Annotated in this window: 23 protein-coding genes; 19 read left to right on the top strand and 4 right to left on the bottom strand. The window is 59.6% G+C overall.

Going from position 1 to position 23,603, the window contains the following annotated elements; translation table 11 throughout:
- From fabF to QMM04_RS10210, 15 genes are all read left to right on the top strand, one after another.
- Nucleotides 1-1,169: beta-ketoacyl-ACP synthase II (fabF, locus tag QMM04_RS10280; protein WP_282996117.1), on the top strand; the 1,169-nt coding region annotated here is incomplete at its 5' end.
- A 123-nt stretch (nucleotides 1,170-1,292) separates the two neighbouring features.
- Nucleotides 1,293-2,105 (top strand): aminodeoxychorismate lyase, encoded by an 813-nt coding sequence (gene pabC / locus QMM04_RS10275; protein ID WP_282996116.1) that lies wholly within the window; start codon nucleotides 1,293-1,295, stop codon nucleotides 2,103-2,105.
- A complete protein-coding gene (mltG, locus tag QMM04_RS10270) occupies nucleotides 2,102-3,121 on the top strand; it encodes an endolytic transglycosylase MltG (RefSeq protein ID WP_282996115.1) in 1,020 nt (339 codons plus the stop codon). Before pabC ends, mltG begins: the two co-directional genes overlap by 4 nt.
- On the top strand, nucleotides 3,111-3,746 hold the full coding sequence (tmk, locus tag QMM04_RS10265) for a dTMP kinase (RefSeq protein WP_282996114.1): 636 nt from the start codon (nucleotides 3,111-3,113) through the stop codon (nucleotides 3,744-3,746). The genes mltG and tmk overlap by 11 nt, the downstream gene beginning before the upstream one ends.
- Complete coding sequence (gene holB / locus QMM04_RS10260; protein ID WP_058780746.1) at nucleotides 3,743-4,732, top strand: DNA polymerase III subunit delta'; 990 nt, start codon at nucleotides 3,743-3,745, stop codon at nucleotides 4,730-4,732. The genes tmk and holB overlap by 4 nt, the downstream gene beginning before the upstream one ends.
- 17 nt (nucleotides 4,733-4,749) lie before the next feature.
- Entirely contained in the window at nucleotides 4,750-5,541 is a 792-nt protein-coding gene (locus QMM04_RS10255) for a metal-dependent hydrolase (protein WP_059010432.1), read from the top strand.
- Between the two features lie 286 nt (nucleotides 5,542-5,827).
- On the top strand, nucleotides 5,828-7,261 hold the full coding sequence (ptsG, locus tag QMM04_RS10250) for a PTS glucose transporter subunit IIBC (RefSeq protein WP_058759479.1): 1,434 nt from the start codon (nucleotides 5,828-5,830) through the stop codon (nucleotides 7,259-7,261).
- Between the two features lie 333 nt (nucleotides 7,262-7,594).
- Nucleotides 7,595-7,945 carry a purine nucleoside phosphoramidase gene (hinT, locus tag QMM04_RS10245; protein ID WP_021506397.1) on the top strand — a complete coding sequence of 117 codons (351 nt, stop codon included), beginning with the start codon at nucleotides 7,595-7,597 and terminating at the stop codon, nucleotides 7,943-7,945.
- 18 nt (nucleotides 7,946-7,963) lie between these two features.
- Nucleotides 7,964-8,329 (top strand): YcfL family protein, encoded by a 366-nt coding sequence (locus tag QMM04_RS10240; protein ID WP_021506396.1) that lies wholly within the window; start codon nucleotides 7,964-7,966, stop codon nucleotides 8,327-8,329.
- A 10-nt stretch (nucleotides 8,330-8,339) separates the two neighbouring features.
- Nucleotides 8,340-8,936, top strand: coding sequence for a penicillin-binding protein activator LpoB (gene lpoB, locus QMM04_RS10235; RefSeq protein ID WP_021506395.1), 597 nt, complete (start codon nucleotides 8,340-8,342; stop codon nucleotides 8,934-8,936).
- Nucleotides 8,923-9,738: a thiamine kinase gene (gene thiK, locus QMM04_RS10230; RefSeq protein WP_058780745.1), complete on the top strand. Its 816-nt coding sequence runs from the start codon at nucleotides 8,923-8,925 to the stop codon at nucleotides 9,736-9,738. Before lpoB ends, thiK begins: the two co-directional genes overlap by 14 nt.
- Nucleotides 9,739-9,753: 15 nt before the next feature.
- Nucleotides 9,754-10,797, top strand: coding sequence for a beta-N-acetylhexosaminidase (gene nagZ / locus QMM04_RS10225; protein ID WP_150360953.1), 1,044 nt, complete (start codon nucleotides 9,754-9,756; stop codon nucleotides 10,795-10,797).
- Between the two features lie 39 nt (nucleotides 10,798-10,836).
- Entirely contained in the window at nucleotides 10,837-11,379 is a 543-nt protein-coding gene (gene ycfP / locus QMM04_RS10220) for an alpha/beta hydrolase YcfP (protein ID WP_021506392.1), read from the top strand.
- A gap of 212 nt (nucleotides 11,380-11,591) precedes the next feature.
- Nucleotides 11,592-12,896 (top strand): NAD(P)/FAD-dependent oxidoreductase, encoded by a 1,305-nt coding sequence (locus QMM04_RS10215; RefSeq protein WP_031279261.1) that lies wholly within the window; start codon nucleotides 11,592-11,594, stop codon nucleotides 12,894-12,896.
- A 293-nt stretch (nucleotides 12,897-13,189) separates the two neighbouring features.
- Entirely contained in the window at nucleotides 13,190-13,732 is a 543-nt protein-coding gene (locus QMM04_RS10210) for a glycine zipper 2TM domain-containing protein (protein WP_031279257.1), read from the top strand.
- A 126-nt stretch (nucleotides 13,733-13,858) separates the two neighbouring features.
- Here the strand turns inward: QMM04_RS10210 and mfd are convergent, their stop codons facing one another.
- The gene (gene mfd, locus QMM04_RS10205; RefSeq protein ID WP_058769639.1) at nucleotides 13,859-17,302 is read right to left on the bottom strand and encodes a transcription-repair coupling factor; all 3,444 of its coding nucleotides are present in this window, start codon (nucleotides 17,300-17,302) and stop codon (nucleotides 13,859-13,861) included.
- Nucleotides 17,303-17,488: 186 nt separating this feature from the next.
- Nucleotides 17,489-17,698, bottom strand: a complete 210-nt coding sequence (locus QMM04_RS10200; protein WP_021506388.1) for a hypothetical protein — start codon at nucleotides 17,696-17,698, stop codon at nucleotides 17,489-17,491.
- Nucleotides 17,699-17,946: 248 nt separating this feature from the next.
- On the opposite strand from QMM04_RS10200, the gene lolC reads away from it, so the two are divergent.
- The 4 genes from lolC to cobB all read left to right on the top strand — a co-directional run bounded on the left by lolC (nucleotide 17,947) and on the right by cobB (nucleotide 22,065).
- Nucleotides 17,947-19,146: a lipoprotein-releasing ABC transporter permease subunit LolC gene (lolC, locus tag QMM04_RS10195; RefSeq protein ID WP_021506387.1), complete on the top strand. Its 1,200-nt coding sequence runs from the start codon at nucleotides 17,947-17,949 to the stop codon at nucleotides 19,144-19,146.
- Nucleotides 19,139-19,840: a lipoprotein-releasing ABC transporter ATP-binding protein LolD gene (lolD, locus tag QMM04_RS10190; RefSeq protein ID WP_021506386.1), complete on the top strand. Its 702-nt coding sequence runs from the start codon at nucleotides 19,139-19,141 to the stop codon at nucleotides 19,838-19,840. Before lolC ends, lolD begins: the two co-directional genes overlap by 8 nt.
- Nucleotides 19,840-21,084 (top strand): lipoprotein-releasing ABC transporter permease subunit LolE, encoded by a 1,245-nt coding sequence (gene lolE / locus QMM04_RS10185; RefSeq protein WP_021506385.1) that lies wholly within the window; start codon nucleotides 19,840-19,842, stop codon nucleotides 21,082-21,084. Before lolD ends, lolE begins: the two co-directional genes overlap by 1 nt.
- Before the next feature lie 147 nt (nucleotides 21,085-21,231).
- Nucleotides 21,232-22,065: a Sir2 family NAD+-dependent deacetylase gene (gene cobB, locus QMM04_RS10180; RefSeq protein WP_010617227.1), complete on the top strand. Its 834-nt coding sequence runs from the start codon at nucleotides 21,232-21,234 to the stop codon at nucleotides 22,063-22,065.
- Nucleotides 22,066-22,226: 161 nt separating this feature from the next.
- On the opposite strand, the gene potD is transcribed toward cobB, so the two are convergent.
- Complete coding sequence (gene potD, locus QMM04_RS10175; RefSeq protein ID WP_282996113.1) at nucleotides 22,227-23,270, bottom strand: spermidine/putrescine ABC transporter substrate-binding protein PotD; 1,044 nt, start codon at nucleotides 23,268-23,270, stop codon at nucleotides 22,227-22,229.
- 10 nt (nucleotides 23,271-23,280) lie between these two features.
- Nucleotides 23,281-23,603: ABC transporter permease subunit (locus QMM04_RS10170; protein ID WP_282996112.1), on the bottom strand; the 323-nt coding region annotated here is incomplete at its 5' end.

Here is a 23,603-nt window from a genome sequence, read left to right as displayed (position 1 = left end):
GGAGTGCTCTCCTTGCCGGTCAGAGCGGCATTAACCTGATCGACCATTTTGATACCAGTGCCTACGCAACGCGTTTTGCGGGTCTGGTCAAAGATTTTAATTGCGATGAATACATCTCGCGCAAAGATCAACGCAAGATGGATGATTTCATCCAGTACGGCGTTGTGGCCGGTATTCAGGCTATGGCGGACTCCGGTCTGGTCGTAACTGATGAGAATGCCGGACGTATCGGTGCGGCTATCGGTTCCGGCATCGGCGGTCTGGGTTTGATCGAAGATAACCATACTTCGCTGGTCAATGGCGGTCCGCGCAAAATCAGTCCATTCTTCGTGCCTTCAACCATCGTTAACATGGTCGCTGGCCACCTGACCATCATGTACGGCCTGAAAGGTCCGAGCATCTCGATTGCGACCGCCTGTACCTCCGGCGTGCACAATATTGGTCATGCGGCGCGCATCATCGCGTATAACGACGCAGATGTGATGCTGGCCGGCGGTGCTGAGAAAGCCAGTACGCCACTGGGCGTAGGCGGTTTCGGCGCGGCGCGTGCGCTCTCTACCCGTAACGATAATCCGCAGGCGGCGAGCCGTCCGTGGGATAAAGATCGTGACGGTTTCGTGCTGGGCGACGGTGCCGGTATCGTGGTGCTGGAAGAGTACGAACACGCGAAAAAACGCGGTGCGAAGATTTATGCGGAAATCGTTGGTTTCGGCATGAGCAGCGACGCTTACCACATGACATCACCACCGGAAGACGGTTCAGGTGCAGCCGCAGCGATGGTCAACGCGCTGCGTGACGCGCAGCTGGATCCGGCGCAGATTGGCTACGTTAACGCACACGGCACCTCAACGCCGGCCGGTGACAAAGCCGAAGCGCAGGCGGTGAAGTCGGTATTTGGTGCGTCAGCGCACAGCGTGATGGTCAGCTCGACCAAGTCGATGACCGGTCACCTGCTGGGTGCGGCAGGCGCGGTAGAAGCGATTTATTCGATTCTGGCGCTGCGCGACCAGGCGGTTCCGCCAACCATCAACCTCGACAATCCTGACGAAGGTTGCGATCTGGACTTTGTGCCGCATACGGCGCGCCAGGTCAGCGGACTGGAGTACACGCTGTGTAACTCCTTTGGATTCGGCGGCACCAACGGCTCGCTGATCTTCCGCAAGGTATAAGCGCTATCCAGCCGAACAGAGGCCCGCAATGCGGGCCTTTTTTATATTTTGTCACGCAGTGGCGTGGAATGTTACGCGCCACAGTGCTATTCAACGCTGACGCCAGCGGCAGAGGAGAAGCGCATGTGGATTAACGGAGTGGCACAGGACACCCTTTCTGCCCGCGACCGCGCGGTGCAGTTTGGTGACGGCTGTTTCACCACCGCGGCAGTCAGAGAGGGCCATATCCAGCTGCTGGAGGCGCATCTGCAGCGTCTGCAGGACGGCTGCCAGCGTTTGCTGATGGCCGCGCCGGACCGCGCCTTACTGGCGGAAGAGATGCGCCGCGCGGCGGCGGGCCAGCGCGAAGCAGTGCTCAAAGTGATCCTGACGCCCGGCGCGGGCGGACGCGGCTACAGTCGCGCCGGCTGCACGCAACCCACGCGTATCATCGCGCTCGCGCCCTGGCCACAGCACTACGCCACGCTGCAGCAGCAGGGCGCGCGGCTGGTGACCAGCCCGGTGCGGCTGGCGCAGAACCCGCTGCTGGCCGGCATCAAACATCTCAACCGGCTGGAGCAGGTGCTGATTCGCCAGCAGCTGGACACGTGCGACGCTGACGAAGCGCTGGTGCTTGACACCGCCGGGACGGTAGTGGAATGCTGTGCGGCCAATTTATTCTGGCGCAGCGGTGAGGTCATTTTCACGCCGCGCCTCGCGCAGGCGGGCGTTGATGGCATCATGCGTCGTTATCTGCTGGCGCAGCTGGCCCAGGCCGGTCACGACTGCCAGCAGGTGGAGGCCAGCCGAACGGCGGTGTTAAGCGCCGATGAAGTGGTAATCTGTAACGCGCTGATGCCAGTATTACCCGTGCGGCAAATAGACGACGTCACCTTTGCCGCACGTACGCTGTACCAGCAACTGCTCGCCAGTTGCCAGACGATGGAAGCATCATGACCCGAATGAAAAAAATAGTTGCCGGCGCCGTAGTCATCGCTGGCCTGGCTGCCGCATTTAGCTACTGGCAGATTAAACGCTTTGCCGCGACGCCATTAACCATTCACCAGGAAACCCTGTATACCCTGCCGGCCGGCAGCGGTCGCGTGGTGCTGGAAGCGCAGCTGGAGAGCCAGCACATCATTCTGCAAAGCATCTGGTTTGGCCCGTTGCTGAAGCTGGAGCCCGATCTGGCTAACTTCAAAGCCGGGACGTATCGCCTTGAGACCGACATGACGGTGCGCCAGCTACTGCAGTTGCTGGCCAGCGGCAAAGAGGCGCAATTTCCGCTGCGCTTTGTCGAGGGTTCCCGGCTGAAAGAGTGGCTGGCTGAGCTGCGTAAAGCGCCATACCTTAAACACACGCTGCCGGATGATGAATTTGCCAGCGTTGCGGCCGCGCTTAAGCTTGATGTCAGCCAGCTGGAAGGCGGTTTCTATCCGGATACCTATCTGTATACTGCCAACACCAGCGATGTGGCACTGCTGGAGCGGGCGCACACGCGCATGAACAAGCTGGTGGATGAGATCTGGCAGGGGCGGATGGCCAGTCTGCCGTATAAAACGCCGCAGCAGATGGTCACCATGGCGTCGATTATCGAAAAAGAGACCGGCGTCAGCGAAGAGCGCGCGCGCGTTGCCTCGGTATTCATCAATCGCCTGCGCACCGGTATGAAACTGCAGACCGATCCCACGGTGATCTACGGAATGGGCGACAGCTATACCGGTACGCTGACGCGCAAGGATCTTGAGACCCCGACCGCGTACAATACCTATACCATCAGCGGCCTGCCGCCGGGACCGATTGCCATGCCGGGGCGCGCCTCGCTGGAAGCGGCGGCCCATCCGGAGAAGACCAATTACCTCTATTTCGTCGCGGATGGCAAAGGCGGTCACACCTTTACCACCAATCTGGCCAGTCATAATAAAGCCGTGCAGGTTTACCGGCTGGCGATGAAGGAAAAAAATGAAAAGTAAGTTTATCGTCATCGAAGGGCTGGAAGGCGCCGGCAAAACCACCGCGCGTGAGGCGGTGGTCGCGGCCCTGCATGAGCAGGGTATTGAAGACGTGGTCTTTACCCGTGAGCCGGGCGGCACGCCTTTGGCCGAACAGCTGCGCGTGCTGGTAAAACAGGGCATTGATGGCGAACAGGTGAGTGATAAAGCCGAGCTGCTGATGCTGTATGCGGCGCGGGTGCAGCTGGTAGAAAACGTCATCAAACCGGCGCTGGCACGCGGTGCCTGGGTGGTGGGCGACCGTCACGATCTTTCGTCGCAGGCGTATCAGGGCGGTGGCCGCGGGCTCGACACTCAGCTGATGACCACGCTGCGCGATGCGGTGCTGGGCGATTTTCGTCCCGACCTGACGCTCTATCTCGACGTCACGCCAGAGATTGGCCTGCAGCGTGCCCGGGCGCGCGGCGAACTGGATCGCATTGAGCAGGAGTCGCTGAACTTTTTTACCCGCACACGCGAACGCTATCAGGCGCTGGCCGCTGCCGATCCGACCATCAAAACCATCGATGCGACACAGCCGATTGATAATGTGACAGCGTCACTTAAAGCCGTGCTGCGTCAGTGGCTGGCGGGTCAGGCGGCATGAACTGGTATCCGTGGCTGAACCAGCCATACCGACAGATCATTGCTCGCCATCAGAGTGGACAGGCACATCATGCGCTGCTGATTCAGGCCATTGAGGGCATGGGCGACGATGCGCTGGTGTGGGGCGTCAGCCGCTGGCTGATGTGTCAGCAGCCGCAGGGACTGAAAAGCTGCGGTCAGTGTCACGGCTGCCAGCTGATGCAGGCGCACACCCATCCGGACTGGTATCGGCTGGAAGCGGAAAAGGGAAAAGCCTCGCTCGGCATTGATGCGGTTCGCGACGTCAGTGAGAAGCTGTACCATTTTGCCCAGCAGGGTGGCGCGAAAATTGTCTGGCTGCCGGATGCGACGCAACTGACCGAAGCCGCCGCCAACGCGCTACTGAAAACGCTGGAAGAGCCGCCCGCCAACTGCTGGTTTTTCCTCAGCGTGCGCGAGCCGTCGCGACTGCTGGCCACGCTGCGCAGCCGCTGTATGACGTGGCATCTGTCGCCGCCGGAAGAGACGCACAGCCTGCAATGGCTGCAGAAACAGCAGCCGCAGCCGGAAGCGATATTGCGCGCGGCGCTGCGTCTGAGCAACGGTGCACCGGCTGCGGCGCTGGCCTTGTTACAGCCGGACCGCTGGCAGGCACGGCAAACGCTGTGCGACAGCCTGAACAGCGCACTGAGCGGCGATATTCTGCAGCTATTGCCGGCGCTCAACAGCGACGATGTGGCGGTTCGCCTCGGCTGGCTGCTTTCGCTACTGGTGGATGCGATGAAGGTGCAGCAGGGCGCCAGCAACTGGCTGAGTAATGGCGATCGCCCGGACGTGGTGACGCAGCTGGCGCAGCAGTTCAGCAGCAGCGCGCTGAATGCGAGCGTGCAGCAGTGGCTGCAGTGTCGCGAGCAGCTGCTACACGTGGCGGCGCTTAATCGTGAACTGATTCTGACCGACTGTCTGCTTGCCTGGGGACGTTTGCTGTCTCCCGCGACGGTCGGCTAAGGGTAAAAGAGAGATCTATGTTTATTGTTGATTCGCACTGCCATCTTGATGGCCTTGATTATGAAACCCAGCACCGCGATCTGGATGACGTGATTGCCAAAGCGGCGGCGCGGGATGTGAAATTCATGCTGGCGATTGCCACCACGCTGCCGGATTACTACAAAATCAAACAGCTGGTCGGCGATCGCGACAACATCGCGCTGGCCTGCGGCGTGCATCCGCTCAATCAGGAAACGCCGTATGACGTGGAAGAGTTTCGCCGTCTGGCGGCGGAAGAGCAGGTGATTGCACTGGGCGAAACCGGGCTGGATTATTTTTACCAGCAGGAGACCAAAGCGCAGCAGCAGGCCTCGTTCCGTGAGCACATCCGCACCGGCATTGCGCTGAATAAGCCGATTATTGTGCACACCCGCGATGCGCGCGAAGACACGCTGGCCATTCTGCGTGAAGAGCAGGTAGAGCGGTGCGGCGGCGTGCTGCACTGTTTCACGGAAGACAAAGAGACGGCGGCGCAGCTGCTGGATCTTGGGTTCTACATCTCCTTCTCCGGCATTGTGACCTTCCGCAACGCTGAACAGATCCGCGAAGCAGCGCGCTATGTACCGCTGGAGCGCATTCTGGTTGAAACCGATTCACCCTATCTGGCCCCGGTACCGCATCGCGGCAAAGAAAACCAGCCTGCCTTCACCCGCGACGTGGCTGAGTATATGGCCGTGGTGAAGGGCGTCGATCTTGAGACCCTTGCGGCCGCCACCACGGAAAACTTCTCCCGCCTGTTTAAGGTGCCGATGAGCCGACTCGGCGGCTAACGCGCTTTATTTCAAACTCTGTAATTAATCTGAAATCACTCATCTGCGCTGCGTGTTTCGCGGCGCAGGCAGTGATTTATTGCTGTTTATAGCAGCAAGTCAGTAAGAAATGACTGAAATTTCAGCGCTGTGTTTGGTGAAACGTGATAGCCGTCAAAGTAACGTGTCGTCATTTATTTTACCCTTCGTAATAAATCAAAAGACGCTCAGCGTCACCCCGGCTAAGGATCCTCCCCCTTTGCCATGCGCACTGCGCTAAAAAATGCACTCATACTCAGGAGCTTCTATGTTCAAGAACGCATTTGCGAACCTGCAAAAGGTAGGTAAATCGCTGATGTTGCCGGTATCGGTTCTGCCGATTGCCGGTATTTTGTTAGGTGTTGGTTCTGCTAACTTCAGCTGGCTGCCGGAAGTGGTTTCCCACGTGATGGCCGAAGCGGGTGGTTCGGTGTTTGCTAACATGCCGCTGATCTTTGCGATCGGTGTGGCACTGGGCTTTACCAATAACGATGGCGTGTCGGCGCTGGCCGCCGTGGTCGCCTACGGCATTATGGTGAAAACCCTGGCTGTGGTCGCGCCGCTGGTGCTGCATCTGCCGGCAGCCGAGATCGAAGCCAAACACCTCGCCGATACCGGGGTGCTGGGCGGCATTATTGCCGGTTCGATTGCAGCCTACATGTTCAACCGCTTCTACCGCATCAAGCTGCCGGAATACCTCGGCTTCTTTGCCGGTAAGCGCTTTGTGCCGATCATTTCCGGTCTGACCGCGATTTTCACCGGTGTGGTGCTGTCCTTCATCTGGCCACCTATTGGTACCGCGATTCAGGACTTCTCCCAGTGGGCGGCTTATCAGAACCCGGTGGTGGCGTTCGGTATTTACGGTGTGGTTGAGCGTGCGCTGGTGCCGTTTGGTCTGCATCACATCTGGAACGTTCCTTTCCAGATGCAGATTGGTGAATTCACCAACGCGGCTGGTCAGGTCTTCCACGGTGACATTCCGCGCTACATGGCGGGTGACCCGACTGCCGGTAAACTGTCTGGCGGCTTCCTGTTCAAGATGTACGGTCTGCCGGCTGCGGCTATCGCCATCTGGCATTCTGCTAAACCTGAAAACCGCGCCAAAGTGGGCGGTATCATGATCTCCGCCGCGCTGACCTCGTTCCTGACCGGTATCACCGAGCCGATCGAGTTCTCTTTCATGTTCGTGGCACCGATCCTGTACGTGATCCATGCCATCCTGGCGGGCCTGGCGTTCCCAATCTGTATTCTGCTGGGCATGCGTGATGGCACCAGCTTCTCACACGGTCTGATCGACTTCATCGTGCTGAGCGGCAACAGCAGCAAAATCTGGCTGTTCCCGATTGTCGGTATCATCTACGGTCTGGTGTACTACACCGTGTTCCGCGTGCTGATCGCAAAACTGAATCTGAAAACCCCGGGTCGTGAAGATACGGCGATTGAGCAGAGCAGCGCGACCGGCAGTGAAATGGCGGGCAAGCTGGTCACGGCGTTCGGTGGCAAAGAGAACATCACTAACCTTGATGCCTGTATTACCCGTCTGCGCGTCAGCGTGGCGGACGTAGCGAAGGTGGATCAGGCTGAACTGAAAAACCTCGGCGCGCGTGGTGTTGTGGTGGCGGGTTCCGGTGTGCAGGCGATTTTCGGCACCAAGTCCGATAACCTGAAAACCGAGATGGATGACTATATCCGCAGTATGTAAGTGACATGACGGCAGGCCGGGCCGGTGCGGTGAAGCGGCGTCAGATCGTAAAGACGCCAACACCATCCCTGGGGCTCGGCCCGCGACATCCCTGTCGCGGGACGCTTTACTCCTCTGCCGCCGCTTCACCGCACTGCAACTTCGGTGCGACAAAACCCCTCATCCGAGGGGTTTTTTATTTTAGTGCCGCCAGACACCACCCGCCGTGCCGCGCCAGCGTGAAAAAGTGATGCAAAGGCAGCCATTTAATGAAGAAAAGTAGTCCTGAGGTTGAAAGAAACGGAATTCCTCACGCATACTGCCTGACTGAACTCAGGCTTAAGGAACTGCACCATGGCTGAAGAAACCATTTTCAGTAAAATCATTCGTCGCGAAATTCCCGCCGACGTGGTTTATCAGGACGAACTGGTCACCGCCTTCCGCGATATCGCGCCCAAAGCGCCTACCCATATTCTGATTGTCCCCAACGTACTGATTCCGACTGCCAACGATGTGCAGGCGGCGCATGAGCAGGCGCTGGGCCGCATGGTCACCGCCGCCGCAAAAATTGCCCGTGATGAAGGCATCGCCGAGGATGGCTATCGCCTCATCATCAACTGCAACCGTCACGGTGGGCAGGAGGTTTACCACATTCATATGCACCTGGTCGGCGGACAGCCGCTGGGCCCGATGCTGGCCATCTAACCTCAGGCGGACCTTGTGATGCGTCAATGGCTGAGCGGCTTGCTGTTGCTGACCCTGGTGGGCTGCAGCAGCGATAAGCCGATGATCAACACCTCCCAGTCGCTGGTGATGGAGTCTGCCGTACTGTCGGCGGGCATCATCACCGATGAGCCCGCGCTGACCAGCCGCGACGGCCAGCAGCGCGCCGCCAGCGTGCTGCAAAATCTGCGTGAAACGCCGGTCACCGTGCACTATCGTTTCTACTGGTACGATGACAAAGGGCTGGAGATTGAGCCGCAGGAGCCGGCGCAGACTCAAACCGTACCGGCGCACGGCAGCGTAGAAGTGGCCTCGCAAATGGGTAACCCGACCGCCAGCAAGGTGCGTCTCTATCTTTATCTTTGAGGAGTAACCTGTGATTCGCAGTGTACAACGTTCCGGCGCGCTACTGTTTGCGCTGATGCTCACCGGTTGTGTGGTGAAACAACAAACCCCGGCGCCGGTTGAACCGACGCAGCCGACCACGCCAACCCAGCCAGAGCAACCGCCCGCGCAGCCGGTGCCGCCGCCGCAAACTGTGCCGCAGCCGCCGAAGCTGAAAACCATCAACTGGAACGCCAGCGTCCAGCCGTTAGTCGCCAATATGGTGCAGTCGGCGGGCGTCAATCCGGGCAGCGTGCTGCTGGTGGATCGCATCAAAAACAGCACCAACGGCTCGCTGCAAACGGAAAAAGCCACGGCAGCGATTGAGAACGCGCTGGCCAATAACGGCAAGTTCAGCCTGGTCTCAAACGATCAGCTTAATCAGGCGAAGCAAACGCTCGGCCTGTCGCCAGAGGATAGCCTCAACTCACGCAGCAAAGCGATTGGCCTGGCGCGCATCGTCAACGCGCAGTATGTGCTGTACAGCAACGCGCAGGGCGATGTGAAAGCCCCTGCGCTGCAAATGCAGCTGATGCTGGTGCAGACCGGCGAAATCATCTGGTCGGGCAACGGCGTTGCACAACCCTGATCCCCGGCTGCAGCATCTGGTTCAGCAACAATGGCCGACGGCGCAAGCTGCCGGTCATTTTTTCGCGCTGCCGGGACTGAGCGGTAACAGCGTGCAGGTACGCAGCGAGCAGGGCGATCTGCTGGCGCGCCGGACGCCGTCGCAGCCCATCCCGTTTGTCGATCGTCAGCGCGAATACCGCATCCTGCGTCAGTTGCGTACTACGGCGCTGGCGCCGCAGCCGCTGACGTGGCAGGCGCCGTGGCTGCTGCAGCGCTGGCTGCCGGGCGAGGTGCTGTCGCCGGATCAGTTCAGCGCGCAGCGCGCAGCGGTGCTGACGCTGCTGCTGCGCCTGCATCACCAGCCGCTGACCGGTTATCGCTTACGGCTGGCGCCGTTGCTGCAGCGCTACTGGCAGCTATGTCAGCAACGGCACTGGCGCTGGCAGCGGCGCTTAAACCAGTTGCTGCAGCGCGGCGAACCGTCGCCGCTGCGGCTGGCACCGCTGCACATGGACGTCCACCCTGGCAATCTGATTGCCACCCCGGATGGCCTGCGTTTAATTGACTGGGAATATGCTGCGGATGGCGACGTGGCGCTGGAGCTGGCCGCTATCGGCGCGGTGGATGGCGCTGAACACGATTACTGGATAACCGACTATGCCGCCGAGGCGCGGCTGTCGGCCACGGCGCTGCGGCGTCAAAGCCGGCGCTGGCAGCCGTGGCTGCAGCTGCTGATGGCCAGCTGGTATCAGCTGCGCGCCGAGCAGAGCCATGACCAAACATTGCAACGGCTGGCGCAGGCCAGCTGGCAGGATCTTTAATTCAGGAACCGAAACATGACGATGACAACGCCCGGACCGCTGATGCTGGACGTCGAAGGCTACGAGCTGGACGCCGAAGAGCGCGAAATTCTGCAACATCCGCTGACAGGCGGACTGATCCTGTTCGCCCGCAACTTCCATGATGTTGCGCAGCTGGCGGAGCTGGTGCGCCAGATTCGCGCGGCGTCGCGCAACCGGCTGCTGGTGGCGGTCGATCAGGAAGGCGGGCGCGTGCAGCGCTTCCGCGACGGTTTTACTCAGCTGCCGGCGATGCAATCCTTCGCCGCGCTGCATGACATGGCGCGCGCCGGCGAGCTGGCGCAGCAGGCCGGCTGGCAAATGGCGGCGGAAATGATCGCCATGGATATCGATATCAGCTTTGCGCCGGTGCTGGATATCGGCCACATCAGCGCGGCCATCGGCGATCGCGCTTTCCACGCCGATCCGGTGATTGCGCTGCAGATGGCGCGCCAATTTATCCACGGCATGCACGAAGCCGGCATGAAAACCACCGGCAAGCACTTCCCGGGCCACGGCGCGGTCAGCGCGGATTCGCACAAAGAGACGCCGCGCGACACGCGCGATGCGGCCACGCTGCGCCAGCACGACATGGCAATCTTCCAGCAGCTGATTGATGAGCAGCTGCTGGATGCGGTGATGCCCGCGCATGTTATCTATACTGAAGTGGACCCGCTGCCGGCCAGTGGTTCGCCTTACTGGCTGCAAACGGTGCTCCGGCAGGAGCTGGGCTTCAACGGGGTGATCTTCTCAGACGATCTGTCGATGGAGGGCGCGGCGGTGATGGGCAGCTATGCGGAACGGGCTCAGCAGTCGCTGAATGCCGGCTGCGATATGATCCTGGTGTGCAATCAGCGTGCTGGCGCGGTGAGCGTGCTGGATAATTTGACGCCGATCCAGGCGACGCGCGTCACGCAGTTATACCATCAGGGACGTTTTGACCGTCAGAGTTTGCAGGCCAGCGAGCGCTGGCGGCAAAATCACCGTCAGCTCAGTGACCTGCAGGATCGCTGGCTGGCGCACAAAGCGTCGGGCAGATAATCGCCGCTGCCCGGATCTCACTCCACGCTGAGGATAATCATGATCATCTATCTGCACGGTTTTGATTCCAACAGTCCGGGCAACCATGAAAAGGTGCTGCAGCTGCAGTTTATTGACCCGGACGTCAGACTTATCAGCTACAGCACCCGCCATCCGAAACACGACATGCAGTTTCTGCTGAAAGAGTGCGACAAACTGCTCCAGCAGGGCAGCGATGCGCATCCGTTGATTTGTGGCGTCGGCCTGGGCGGCTACTGGGCGGAACGCATCGGCTTCCTTTGCGGCATGCGCCAGGCGATATTCAATCCCAACCTGTTTCCTGATGAAAACATGGAAGGCAAGATCGACCGGCCGGAAGAGTATCTTGATATCGCCACCAAATGCGTCAGCAACTTCCGTGAAAAGAACCGCGACCGCTGCCTGACCATTTTGTCACGTCACGATGAAGCGCTGGATAATCAGCGCAGCGCGGCCGCATTGCACCCGTACTACGAAATCGTGTGGGACGAGGAGGCCAGCCACAAATTCAAAAATATTGCCCCGCATCTGCAACGCATCAAAGCGTTCAAAACCCTTGCCTGAGTGCTGCTGCGCCGTGTGATGCGGCGCACAAAACGTGTAACATTCTGATAATGCAGTGCAAAGATTGATGTACATCAATTTTCTTATGTCCGGATGATTATGCCGTGCTATTCTGCCCTCAGCTCGCGATTAAATGTCGCCAACCCTATGTTTATTAAGGTTTTATATAACCATTAATTAACTTTTGGTTTACAACTTTGAGGGGGTCTTCATTGACTACAAGCATGGAAAAAATCGTCATCGTCGGTGGCGGTGCCGGAGGGCTGGAGCTGGCAACACAGCTCGGCCATAAACTCGGCCGCAAAAAAAAGGCGGAGATCATCCTGGTCGATCGTAACCACAGCCATCTGTGGAAACCGCTGCTGCATGAAGTGGCGACCGGCTCGATGGATGAAGGTATTGATGCGCTCAGCTATCTGGCGCATGCGCGCAACCACGGTTTCCAGTTCCAGCTGGGTTCGCTGACGCAAATTAATCGCGACACAAAAACCATTGAACTGGCGGAGATCCGCGACGCGGAGGGTGGGCTGCTGGTACCGCAGCGCGAGCTGGCGTATGACCGTCTGGTGATGGCGCTGGGCAGCACCTCGAACGATTTCGGCACGCCAGGCGTGAAAGATCACTGCATCTTCCTCGACAACCCGCATCAGGCGCGTCGGTTCCATAATGAGATGCTCAACCTGTTCCTGCGCTTCTCTGCCAGCGAAGGGCAGCTGCAGAAAGTCAATATCGCCATTGTCGGCGGCGGCGCGACCGGCGTCGAGCTGTCGGCAGAACTGTATAACGCAGTGAAACAGCTGCACAGCTACGGCTATAAAGGTCTCGATAGCAGCGCGCTCAACGTTACGCTGGTGGAAGCCGGCGAGCGTATTCTGCCTGCGTTGCCACCGCGCATCTCCGCAGCGGCGCATCAGGAGCTGAGCAAGCTTGGCGTGCGCGTACTGACGCAAACCATGGTCACCAGCGCAGCAGCCAACGGTCTGAATACCAAAGGGGGCGAATTCATCGAAGCCGATCTGATGGTGTGGGCGGCGGGTATTAAAGCGCCAGACTTCATGAAAGAGATTGGCGGGCTGGAGACCAACCGCATTAATCAGCTGGTGGTCAAAGAGACGCTGCAGACCACGCTGGACGACGATATTTACGCCATCGGCGACTGCGCCTCCTGCGCGCTGCCGGGCGGCGGATTCGTGCCGCCGCGCGCGCAGTCGGCGCATCAGATGGCGTCGCGTGCGCTGGAAAACATCCTCGCCCAGCGCAAAGGCAAGCCGCTCAAAGCCTACGTGTATAAAGATCACGGCTCGCTGGTGTCGCTGTCCCGCTTCAGTACCGTCGGCAGCCTGATGGGGAACCTGATGCGCGGTTCGATGATGGTGGAAGGGCGTATTGCGCGTTTTGTCTACATCTCCTTGTACCGTATGCACCAGATTGCGCTCCATGGATACTTCAAGACCGGTCTGATGATGCTGGTCGGCAGCCTCAACCGCGTGCTGCGTCCGCGTCTCAAACTGCACTGATCGCTGGCGGGCGGTCACCCCCGCCCGCTGCGTGCCCGGCTGCCGTAACCGGCTGATTGCCGTCAATCAGCGCCAGGTTACGGCGCAATGACACTGCCGCTCAGAACTCTCCTAAAAGCTGGTCCTGCTGGCTTTCCGCTGCGTTTCCTCCATTAATCTGATGTTGCATTTTCGGACCATCTGTAAAACTTATGCCAACGAACACGGCGCGGCGCGCACGCCGGTTATGCCTCGGTAACCCGGGATCGGGTTGCGGCAGGAATGCGCGGTAACAACTTCAGGAGGACATTCCTGTGAATAAATCAATGTTAGCGGGTATTGGAATCGGCGTAGCAGCAGCGTTGGGCGTGGCCGCCGTCGCCAGCATGGATGTGTTTGATCGTGGCCCGCAGTATGCTCAGGTGCTTTCGGCAACGCCAATCAAAGAGAGCATCAAGCAGCCGCGTCAGGAGTGCCGCAACGTTACCCTCACGCACCGTCGTCCGGTGCAGGATGAGAACCGCATCGCCGGTTCCGTGCTGGGTGCCGTGGCCGGTGGTGTGATTGGTCACCAGTTCGGCGGTGGCCGCGGCCGGGATATCGCGACCGTAGCCGGTGCGCTGGCAGGCGGTTACGGCGGTAACCAGGTGCAGGGTGCGCTGCAGGATCGTGACACCTACACCACCAGCGAGCAGCGCTGCAAAACCGTGTACGATAAACAGGAAAAAATGCTGGGTTATGACGTGACCTATAAAATAGGCGACCAGCAGGGCAAAATCCGCATGGAGAATGACCCTGGCACCCGCATCCCGCTCGACCGTAATGGTCAGCTGATCCTGAATTCGAATCAGGCCTGATTGGGCAAAGCTACTTCACAGCAGCAGTAACAAAAAAAGCGCCGCAAGGCGCTTTTTTTTATGCTCTGGCTACAGCACCGTAGGCAGCAGCGCGTCGCATAGCGCTGCTGCGTAACGGCTGGGCGATTAAACCCGGTTCTTCGCCAGCTCGGCGACGAAATTCTGCACCCATTCCATGCGCGTTTTGCGTTCGCTCAGATCGCGGGTGAATTTCAGTCGTGTCGGGCCATCCAGCTTCCACTGCTTCGCATCTTTCTGCAGCAGGCCGATCAGCCAGCCGGGATCGACCTGATTCTGCGGCGCGAACTCAAAGAAGCCGCCTTTTTCGCTGGCTTCGATTTTACGCAGCCCCAGCTGGCGCGCCACCAGGCGCAGCGCGGCGATATCCAGCAGGTTGCGCGCGGCGTCGGGCAGCTTGCCGAAGCGGTCAATCATCTCAATTTTCAGCTCGGCCAGCTCCTGTTCATCGGCCGCACTGGCGATGCGTTTATACAGCGACAGGCGCGTATTGACGTCCGGAATAAAATCATCCGGCAGCAGGGCAGGCATGCGCAGCTCAATCTCGGTCTGATTGCTGGTGAGATCTTCCAGCGACGGTTCACGTCCGGCCTTGAGTGCATCCACCGCGTTTTCCAGCAGCTCCATGTAGAGCGTGAAGCCAATGGTCTCCATCTGACCGCTCTGATCTTCACCCAGCAGTTCACCGGCACCGCGAATCTCCAGATCGTGCGTCGCCAGCGCAAAGCCAGCGCCCAGATCTTCCAGCGAGGCAATCGCTTCCAGTCGCTTCTGGGCATCGGTGGTCATCGCTTTCGGGTGCGGCGTCAGCAGCCAGGCATAGGCCTGATGGTGCGAACGGCCGACGCGGCCACGCAGCTGATGCAGCTGCGCCAGACCGAAATGGTCGGCGCGCTCAATGATGATGGTATTGGCGCTCGGCACATCGATCCCGGTTTCGATGATGGTGGTGCACACCAGCACGTTGAAACGCTGGTGGTGGAAATCGTTCATCACCCGTTCCAGATCGCGCTCGCGCATCTGACCGTGGCCGATGGCGATGCGCGCTTCCGGCACCAGCTCGGCCAGCCGCTGCGCTGCTTTCTCGATGTTCTCGACGTCGTTGTAGAGATAGTAAACCTGGCCGCCGCGCAGCACTTCACGCAGGATCGCTTCGCGCACCACCAGGCTGTCATACTCGCGCACGAAGGTTTTCACCGCCAGACGGCGCGCCGGTGGCGTGGCGATAATCGACAGATCGCGCATGCCGCTCATCGCCATGTTCAGAGTACGCGGAATCGGCGTTGCGGTGAGCGTCAGAATATCGACGTCAGCGCGCATCGCTTTGATGCGCTCTTTGTGACGCACGCCGAAGCGATGCTCTTCATCGACGATCAGCAAACCGAGATCGCGCCACTTCAGATCGCTCATCAGCAGCTTGTGGGTGCCGATCAGAATATCAATTTTGCCCTCGCTGGCCTGCTCCAGCACCTGCGCCTGCTCTTTGGCGCTGCGGAAGCGCGACAGCATCTCAATGCGCACCGGCCAGTTGGCGAAGCGGTCGCGGAAGTTGTCGTAATGCTGCTGCGCCAGCAGGGTAGTTGGCACCAGCACCGCCACCTGTTTGCCGTTCTCCACCGCAAGGAAGGCAGCGCGCATCGCCACTTCGGTTTTACCAAAGCCAACATCGCCGCACACCAGGCGGTCCATGGCCAGCGGCTGGCACATATCGCTGAGCACGGCGTTAATTGCCTGCGCCTGATCCGGCGTGGTTTCAAACGGGAAACCTTCGCAGAACAGCTGATACTGCTCGCGGTCGTGCTTAAAGGCAAAGCCGGCCTTGGCCGCGCGCTGGGCATAGATATCCAGCAGCTCAGCGGCCACGTCACGGACTTTCTCCGCCGCTTTCTGGCGCGCGCGTGACCAGGCATCGCTGCCCAGTTTGTGCAGCGGCGCATTTTCATCGGCACCGCCGGCGTAACGGCTGATCAGATGCAGCGATGACACCGGGACGTAAAGTTTGGCATCGCCGGCATAGGAGAGCATCAGATACTCAGCCACGATACCGCCGGCTTCCAGCGTGGTCAGGCCGATGTAGCGCCCCACACCGTGTTCAAGATGCACCACCGGCTGGCCCGGGTGCAGCTCGGCGAGGTTACGAATCAGTACATCCGGATTGATGGTGCGGCGATTGTCCTGACGCCGCCGGCTGACGCGCTCGCCGAGCAGATCGTTTTCGCAAATCAGCGCGCGCTGGCGCTGGGTGTCGATAAAGCCGCGCTCGCTGGCGCCAATCATCAGGCTGTACGGCTGCTCATCGGCCTGCTCGAAGTGATCGATCGGCTGCGGGCGCAGTTTGATGCGGGACAGCAGCTCCTGCAGGCTCTCGCGGCGACCTTCGCTTTCTACTGAGAAAATCACCTGACCGGTAAACTGCTCGAGGAACTGACGCAGCAGATCGAGCGGCGCTTTGGCCTGCGCCTGCACCGTCAGCTCCGGCAATGGCTGATAGCCCAGATTACTGTTCGCGGCTTTCTCCGGCAGCGTTTCAGCGCTGAGCTGCATGCGCGGCCAGTTTTTCAGCTCGCTCAGCAGCGCATCCGGGCGCAGCCATAGCGTGGCCGGTTCCAGCAGCGGGCGCATAGGATCGATGCGACGATTTTCATAGCGTGCGTTAGCATCCTGCCAGAAACGTTCAGCGCTGGCGTGCAGATCGCCGCTGTTCAGCACCAGCGTGCTGGCGGGCAGATAGCTAAACAGGGTAGGCAGTTCCTGCTCGAAAAACAGCGGCTGCCAGTACTCAATCCCGGCCGGCAGCGTGCCTTTGCTCACCTGCTGATAGACGTGCTCGGGTTCGCGCCGCACGTCGAAGGTTTCACGCCAGCGGCTGCGGAACAGCTCAATGGCCGCTTTGTCGGTGGGAAATTCATGCGCCGGCAGCAGGTTGATGGCGCTCACCGCCTCCAGCGTGCGCTGTGAGTCGACGTCAAACAGGCGCAGGCTGTCGATCTCATCATCAAAGAAATCGATGCGGTAAGGCTGATCGCTGCCCATCGGGAACAGGTCGAGCAGCGCGCCGCGCGTCGCGTACTCGCCATGCTCCATCACCTGATCGACATGGCGATAACCGGCCTGTTCCAGCTGGTCGCGCAGGGCATCGCGCGACAGTTTCTGGCCCTGCTGCATCACCAGCGCATGGCCGTGCAGGAAGCTGTGCGGGCAAACGCGCTGCATCAGCGTATTGACCGGCAGAATCAGCATGCCGCGCGTCAGGGTGGGCAGCTGGTACAGCGTAGAAAGACGGGCGGAAATAATGTCCTGATGGGGCGAGAAGCTGTCGTAGGGCAGTGTTTCCCAGTCAGCAAGATTGGTGACCGGCAGATCGGTAAACTGCCTGATCTCCTCCTGCAGCCGCAGGGCCGATTGCATATCCGGGGTGATCATTAACACCGGACCGCTGTGGCGTTCGGTGATGCTGGCACACTCAACCGCCTGCGCGGCGCCGACCAGCTGACCGAGCTGACGATGGTCGCCTGCTTTAGCAGGCAGGGTATAACGACGCTGTTCCGACATAAGGTCCGACATTCTCTCCTCAGTTTCCAGGGCGTCATCATTCCACATTCCGCCGTGAGGATCATCTCTCCTTTCTGAGTTTATGTCAGGGTGCATGAATGCGCACCTTACCTCAGCGGCACCCTGAAGAGCCGCCAGTATGGCCGGTTGCCAGGTCGTCATTGATGGCGACCTGGCCACGTCACGTTATTTACTGGATTGCTGTGTGTAGTGCATGCGAGGACGATCCACATTGGCCCATGACAGCTCGCGCTCGACATGGTAGCTGTTGTTGCCATCGTCCCACTTCACATAATAACCGGTTAGCGCGTCTCCCTGCTCAAAGACATTGACCACTTCGCCTTTGATCTCGCCAGATTTATGTTTAACGATACTGCCTTTAGGAAACCTGCTCATGGTAAGAACCTCCGTACTGCGCTTACTGTGATGCGAAAACCGGTACTGCAAGCTAAGTCTAACCCACCTGCTGACGAATAATCGTACTAATAGCGTCACTATTTTGTCGTAATTTTGTGCATTGTCGCGCAGGAGGACGCATTTTGACGCAACTTTGCAACTGACTCAGCGGGTTAGAGGTTTCATAAAGCAGACGGCTCCTTTATCATCGCTCTACTTAATTTTGGGCAACGGCCAAGACGGATCTCATGTATCAACCAGTCGCGTTATTCATCGGTTTGCGCTACATGCGTGGACGTGCTTCAGACCGTTTCGGTCGTTTCGTCTCCTGGCTCTCGACTATTGGTATCACGCTCGGCGTACTGGCACTGGTGACGGTGCTGTCGGTGATGAACGGCTTTGAGCGCGAGCTGGAAGGCAACATTCTCGGCCTGATGCCGCAGGCGCTGGTGACCAGCGACACCGGCAGCATCAATCCGCAGCAGATGCGCGCACAGGATCTCAAACTGCAGGGCGTGACGCGGATCGCACCGCTGACCACCGCCGATGTGGTGCTGCAGAGTGCGCGCAACGTGTCGGTGGGCGTGATGCTGGGCATCAATCCTGACGAACCGGATCCGCTGACGCCTTATCTGGTCAACACCCAGCAGAGCGTGCTGCAGCCGGGCCAGTATAAGGTCATTCTCGGTGAACTGCTGGCCTCGCAGCTGGGCGTGAAGCGCGGCGATCAGCTGCGCCTGATGGTGCCATCGGTCAGTCAGTTTACCCCGGTGGGGCGCGTGCCGAGCCAGCGCATCTTTACCGTTGCCGGTACCTATGCGGCCAATAGCGAAGTCGACGGCTATCAGATTCTGGTGAACCAGCAGGATGCCTCGCGCGTGATGCGCTATCCGCTCGGCAACATTACCGGCTGGCGCCTGTGGCTGGATAAGCCGCTGAATGTCGATGCGCTCAGCCAGCAGCCGCTGCCGCAGGGGCTGACATGGAAAGACTGGCGCGAACGCAAGGGCGACCTGTTCCAGGCGGTGCGCATGGAGAAAAACATGATGGGGCTGCTGCTCAGCCTGATCATTGCCGTGGCCGCCTTCAATATCATTACCTCGCTGGGCCTGCTGATCATGGAGAAGCAGGCGGAAGTGGCGATCCTGCAAACCCAGGGCTTAACGCGGCGGCAAATCGTCGCGGTATTTATGGTGCAGGGCGCCAGCGCCGGTATTATCGGTGCGCTGCTCGGTACGCTGCTGGGCGTGCTGCTGGCCAGCCAGCTCAACAATTTAATGCCGGTGATCGGCCTGTTCCTTGATGGCGCGGCGCTGCCGGTAGATATCAATGTCTGGCAGGTGATCACCATTGCGCTGGTCTCGATGGCCGTGGCGCTGCTGTCTACCCTTTATCCGTCATGGCGCGCTGCCGCCGTTCAACCCGCTGAGGCTTTACGTTATGAGTAATACCCCTTTGTTGCAGTGTCGTGACCTGTGCAAACGCTATCAGGAAGGCAGCGTGCAGACCGATGTGCTGCGCAATGTGGCTTTTAGCCTGCAGCCGGGCGAACTGACGGCCATCGTCGGCAGCTCCGGCTCCGGCAAAAGTACCTTACTGCACCTGCTGGGCGGGCTGGATGCACCGACCTCCGGTGACGTGGTGTTTGACGGGAAATCGCTCAACGCCATGTCATCGGCGGCCAAAGCAGAGCTGCGCAACCGGGAACTCGGCTTCATTTATCAGTTTCACCATTTGCTGCCGGACTTCAGCGCGCTGGAGAACGTAGCCATGCCGCTGCTGATTGGCAAAACCGGCAAAGCCGAAGCGGAAGCGCGCGCACGCGAGATGCTGGCGGCGGTTGGCCTGGAAAAGCGCGCGGCGCACCGGCCTTCTGAGCTGTCGGGCGGTGAACGTCAGCGCGTGGCGATCGCCAGGGCGCTGGTGAACCGGCCGCGGCTGGTGATGGCCGATGAGCCCACCGGTAACCTCGATGCGCGCAACGCGGACGCCATTTTTGAACTGCTCGGCGAGCTCAACGTGCAGCAGGGCACCGCGTTTCTGGTGGTGACGCACGACCTCAACCTGGCGAAGCGCCTGAGCCGGCAGATGGAAATGCGCGACGGCCAGCTGAGCGATCACCTGACGCTGGGAGCGATCTGATGGCGTCCTCTTTATCCCTGCTGCTCGGGCTGCGCTTCAGCCGCGGCCGGCGGCGCGGCGGCATGGTGTCGCTGATCTCCATCATCTCGACCATCGGCATTGCGCTTGGCGTGGCGGTGCTGATCATCGGGCTGAGCGCGATGAACGGTTTCGAGCGGGAGCTCAACAACCGTATTCTGGCCGTGGTACCGCACGGCGAAATTGAGGCGGTTAACCAGCCCTTTCGCAACTGGCAGCCGATGATTGCGCCCATCGAACAGGTGCCGGGCATCGCCGCGGCGGCGCCTTACGTTAACTTTACCGGATTGATTGAGAGCGGTGCGAAGCTGCAGGCGCTGCAGGTTAAGGGCGTTGATCCTCAGCAGGAGCCGCGGCTCAGCGCGCTGCCGCGTTTTGTCAGCGGCGATGCCTGGTCGCAGTTCAGCGCCGGCAGGCAGCAGATCATTCTGGGCGGCGGCATCGCCAAATCGCTCAACGTAAAGCAGGGCGACTGGATCACCATCATGATCCCGAATAATGATGGCGAGAACAAACTGCTGCAGCCAAAACGCATTCGTCTGCAGGTGAGCGGTATTCTGCAGCTGAGCGGCATGCTGGATCACAGTCTGGCGCTGGTGCCGCTGGCCGATGCGCAAAAGTATCTGGATCTGGGCGACAGCGTCAGCGGCATTGCGCTGAAGATGAGCGATCCGTTCCAGGCACAGAAGCTGGTGCGCGATGCCGGCGAAGCCACCCACTCCTATGTCACCATCCGCAGTTGGATTGGCACTTACGGCTATATGTATCGCGATATCCAGATGATTCGCGCCATCATGTATCTGGCGATGGTGCTGGTGATTGGCGTGGCCTGCTTTAATATCGTGTCGACGCTGGTGATGGCGGTGAAGGACAAGAGCAGCGATATCGCCGTACTGCGCACGCTGGGGGCGAAAGACGGCCTGATTCGTGCCATCTTTATCTGGTATGGCCTGCTGGCCGGGCTGCTGGGCAGCGTCAGCGGTGTGGTGGTCGGCGTGCTGGTGGCGCTCAATCTGACGCCGGTAATGCGCGTAGTGGAGCACCTTACCGGGCATCAGCTGCTGGCGGGCGATATCTATTTTATCGACTTTCTGCCGTCCGAGCTGCACTGGCTGGATGTGGCCATCGTGCTGGCAACGGCGATTGGCCTGAGCCTGATTGCCAGCTGGTATCCGGCGCGGCGTGCCAGCCGCATCGATCCTGCCCGCGTGCTGAGCGGTCAGTAAAGACAAAACACGCAGCCGCCTTCGCGGCTGCGCACATTTTCAGCGTCTGCGGCATGCAGCCGTCATACCCAGCCGCTATTATCGGGTCTGAGTAACCCGGAAAACACCCGCTGCGCGGCGTTCAGCGCCGCAGATTAAGGAGCCTTTATGCGCCAACCGCGCCGCCGCCTTCGACTCGCCCGCTACAAAAAGAACCGCCGCAAAGTGCATCAGCGCTTTCGCCAGCGCATCTTTGAGCGCGATCGTCAGGTCGAACTTGCCGCCCATCCGCAGCCGCACGTGGTGGTGCTGACCGGTGCCGGAATTTCGGCAGAATCCGGCATCCGCACCTTCCGCGCGGAAGATGGCCTGTGGGAAGAGCATCGCGTGGAAGATGTGGCGACGCCCGAAGGCTTTCGCCGCGATCCGGCGCTGGTGCAGGGGTTCTACAACGCGCGCCGGCGTCAGTTGCAGCAGCCAGAAATCCAGCCTAACGCGGCGCACAAAGCGCTGGCCGAACTGGAGCAGGTGCTGGGCGATAATTTCCTGCTGGTTACGCAGAATATCGATAACCTGCACGAGCGCGCCGGTAGCCAGCGCGTGCTGCATATGCACGGTGAGTTACTGAAGGTGCGCTGTGAGCACAGCGGTCAGGTGCTGGCGTGGACAGAGGACGTCGGTCCGGACGATCGCTGTACCTGCTGCCAGTTCCCGTCGCGGCTGCGTCCACACGTGGTGTGGTTTGGTGAAATGCCGCTCGGCATGGAGGAGATTTATCAGGCGCTGGAACAGGCCGATCTGTTTATTGCCATTGGTACCTCAGGCCACGTCTATCCGGCGGCAGGCTTTGTGCACGAGGCGAAACTGCAGGGGGCGCACACCGTGGAGCTGAATCTGGCCCCCAGTCAGGTCGGTAACGAATTCGCTGAAGCGCATTACGGCTTAGCCAGCGAAGTGGTGCCCGAATTCGTGCATACTTTTTTGCGCGGCTTGTATAAATAGTCAGCGTACTGCGCGTTTCCCCTCATCCCGGCCTTCTCCCGGCGGGAGAAGGGGAAAAACGCGCAGGATTTAAGTTCAGGCTGAATCCGGCACAAATGAACCCTCTCCCTCTGGGAGAGGGCAGGGTGAGGGCCAGGCCGCACAACCTCCACCTCAGAACCTCACCGTCCCGCTTTCAGCTTCTGGAACAGCGTTTCGTACTGCACGCTGGCGGCACCGACATCGTTCTGCCACTCGCCGTTTTTGATCACGTCAGCCGGCGGATAGAGTGACGGATCGCTGGCCACGTCGGGCGGCAGCAGCTTTCTTGCCGCCAGGTTGGGCGTCGGATAACCGATGGTTTCTGCCACTTTAGCCGCCACATCCGGGCGCAGCAGGAAGTTAATCAGCTTCAGCGCGCCCGCTTTATTTTTCGCATTCGCCGGGATCGCCAGGTTATCCATCCAGAAAATCCCGCCCTCTTTCGGCCAGATAATCTGCAGCGGCGTGCCAGCCTGGCGCGCCACCCAGGCGGAGCCATTCCAGATCATGCCGACGTTGACTTCGCCTTCCATAAACGGATTGCCGGGATTATCCGAGTTGAACGCCAGCACGTTCGGCATCAGCTTTTTCAGCTCTTCATAGGCGGCTTCAATCTGTTTTGGATCCTGCGTATTACCGGAGTAGCCGAGCTTGCGCAGCGCCATCTGGAACACTTCACGCGCGTCATCGGTCAGCAGCAGGCTCTGCTTATATTGTGGTTTCCACAGATCGGCCCATTGGGTCAGGTTTTTCGCATCCACCTCGTCGGTATTCACGCCAATGGCGGTTGCGCCCCAGATATAGGGAATGGAATAGTCGTTGTTCGGATCAAACGGCTTGTTAAGCAGGTCGGGATCGAGGTTGCGGAAGTTGCTCAGCTGTGACTTGTCGATCTTCTGCAGCATGCCCTCGTTGCGCATTTTGGCGATGAAGTAGGTCGACGGCACCACCAGATCGTAAGCGCCTGCTTTCCAGGTTTTCAGCTTGGCGTACATGCTTTCATTGGATTCATAGGTGGAATAAATCACTTTGATGCCGGTCTCTTTGGTGAACTGCTCCAGCAGCCCGGGCGGCACGTATTCGGTCCAGTTATAGAAGTAAAGCGTGTTGTTGTCATCCGCCTGAGCGCTTTGCATACCCAGTGCCAGCGCCCCAGCCGCCAGCCAGTGAGACCACTTTTTCATCGGTTATCCTCTATTTGGTTTTATCACGCAGCAACAGCTGACTGACTGCCACCAGCAGCAGTGACAGCAGCATCAAAATGGTAGCCAGCGCGTTCACCTCCGGCGACACGCCCACTTTCACCATGGAATAAATTTTCAGCGGCAATATTTCGAAGCCGGGACCGGTGACAAATGACGACACCACCACATCATCCATCGACAGGGTGAAACTCAGCAGCCAGCCCGCGGCCACTGCCGGCAGCGCCAGCGGCAGTAAAATCTTACGCAGAATAGTCACTTCGCTGGCGCCGAGATCTTTTGCCGCCTCCAGCATGCGCACGTCAAAGCCTTTCA

Source organism: Pantoea sp. Pa-EAmG (assembly GCF_030024295.1).
GTDB lineage: Bacteria > Pseudomonadota > Gammaproteobacteria > Enterobacterales > Enterobacteriaceae > Pantoea > Pantoea dispersa.
Note: the sequence above shows the minus strand (reverse complement) of the source record. Positions and strands in the feature narration are given on the sequence as shown.

Bases quoted from the DNA above. Each gene is read 5' to 3' on its own strand.
- pabC (WP_282996116.1), top strand. From the start codon at position 1,293: ATGTGGATTAACGGAGTGGCACAGGACACCCTTTCTGCCCGCGACCGC.
- mltG (WP_282996115.1), top strand. From the start codon at position 2,102: ATGACCCGAATGAAAAAAATAGTTGCCGGCGCCGTAGTCATCGCTGGC.
- tmk (WP_282996114.1), top strand. From the start codon at position 3,111: ATGAAAAGTAAGTTTATCGTCATCGAAGGGCTGGAAGGCGCCGGCAAA.
- holB (WP_058780746.1), top strand. From the start codon at position 3,743: ATGAACTGGTATCCGTGGCTGAACCAGCCATACCGACAGATCATTGCT.
- QMM04_RS10255 (WP_059010432.1), top strand. From the start codon at position 4,750: ATGTTTATTGTTGATTCGCACTGCCATCTTGATGGCCTTGATTATGAA.
- ptsG (WP_058759479.1), top strand. From the start codon at position 5,828: ATGTTCAAGAACGCATTTGCGAACCTGCAAAAGGTAGGTAAATCGCTG.
- hinT (WP_021506397.1), top strand. From the start codon at position 7,595: ATGGCTGAAGAAACCATTTTCAGTAAAATCATTCGTCGCGAAATTCCC.
- QMM04_RS10240 (WP_021506396.1), top strand. From the start codon at position 7,964: ATGCGTCAATGGCTGAGCGGCTTGCTGTTGCTGACCCTGGTGGGCTGC.
- nagZ (WP_150360953.1), top strand. From the start codon at position 9,754: ATGACGATGACAACGCCCGGACCGCTGATGCTGGACGTCGAAGGCTAC.
- ycfP (WP_021506392.1), top strand. From the start codon at position 10,837: ATGATCATCTATCTGCACGGTTTTGATTCCAACAGTCCGGGCAACCAT.
- mfd (WP_058769639.1), bottom strand. From the start codon at position 17,302: ATGTCGGAACAGCGTCGTTATACCCTGCCTGCTAAAGCAGGCGACCAT.
- QMM04_RS10200 (WP_021506388.1), bottom strand. From the start codon at position 17,698: ATGAGCAGGTTTCCTAAAGGCAGTATCGTTAAACATAAATCTGGCGAG.
- lolC (WP_021506387.1), top strand. From the start codon at position 17,947: ATGTATCAACCAGTCGCGTTATTCATCGGTTTGCGCTACATGCGTGGA.
- lolD (WP_021506386.1), top strand. From the start codon at position 19,139: ATGAGTAATACCCCTTTGTTGCAGTGTCGTGACCTGTGCAAACGCTAT.
- lolE (WP_021506385.1), top strand. From the start codon at position 19,840: ATGGCGTCCTCTTTATCCCTGCTGCTCGGGCTGCGCTTCAGCCGCGGC.
- cobB (WP_010617227.1), top strand. From the start codon at position 21,232: ATGCGCCAACCGCGCCGCCGCCTTCGACTCGCCCGCTACAAAAAGAAC.
- potD (WP_282996113.1), bottom strand. From the start codon at position 23,270: ATGAAAAAGTGGTCTCACTGGCTGGCGGCTGGGGCGCTGGCACTGGGT.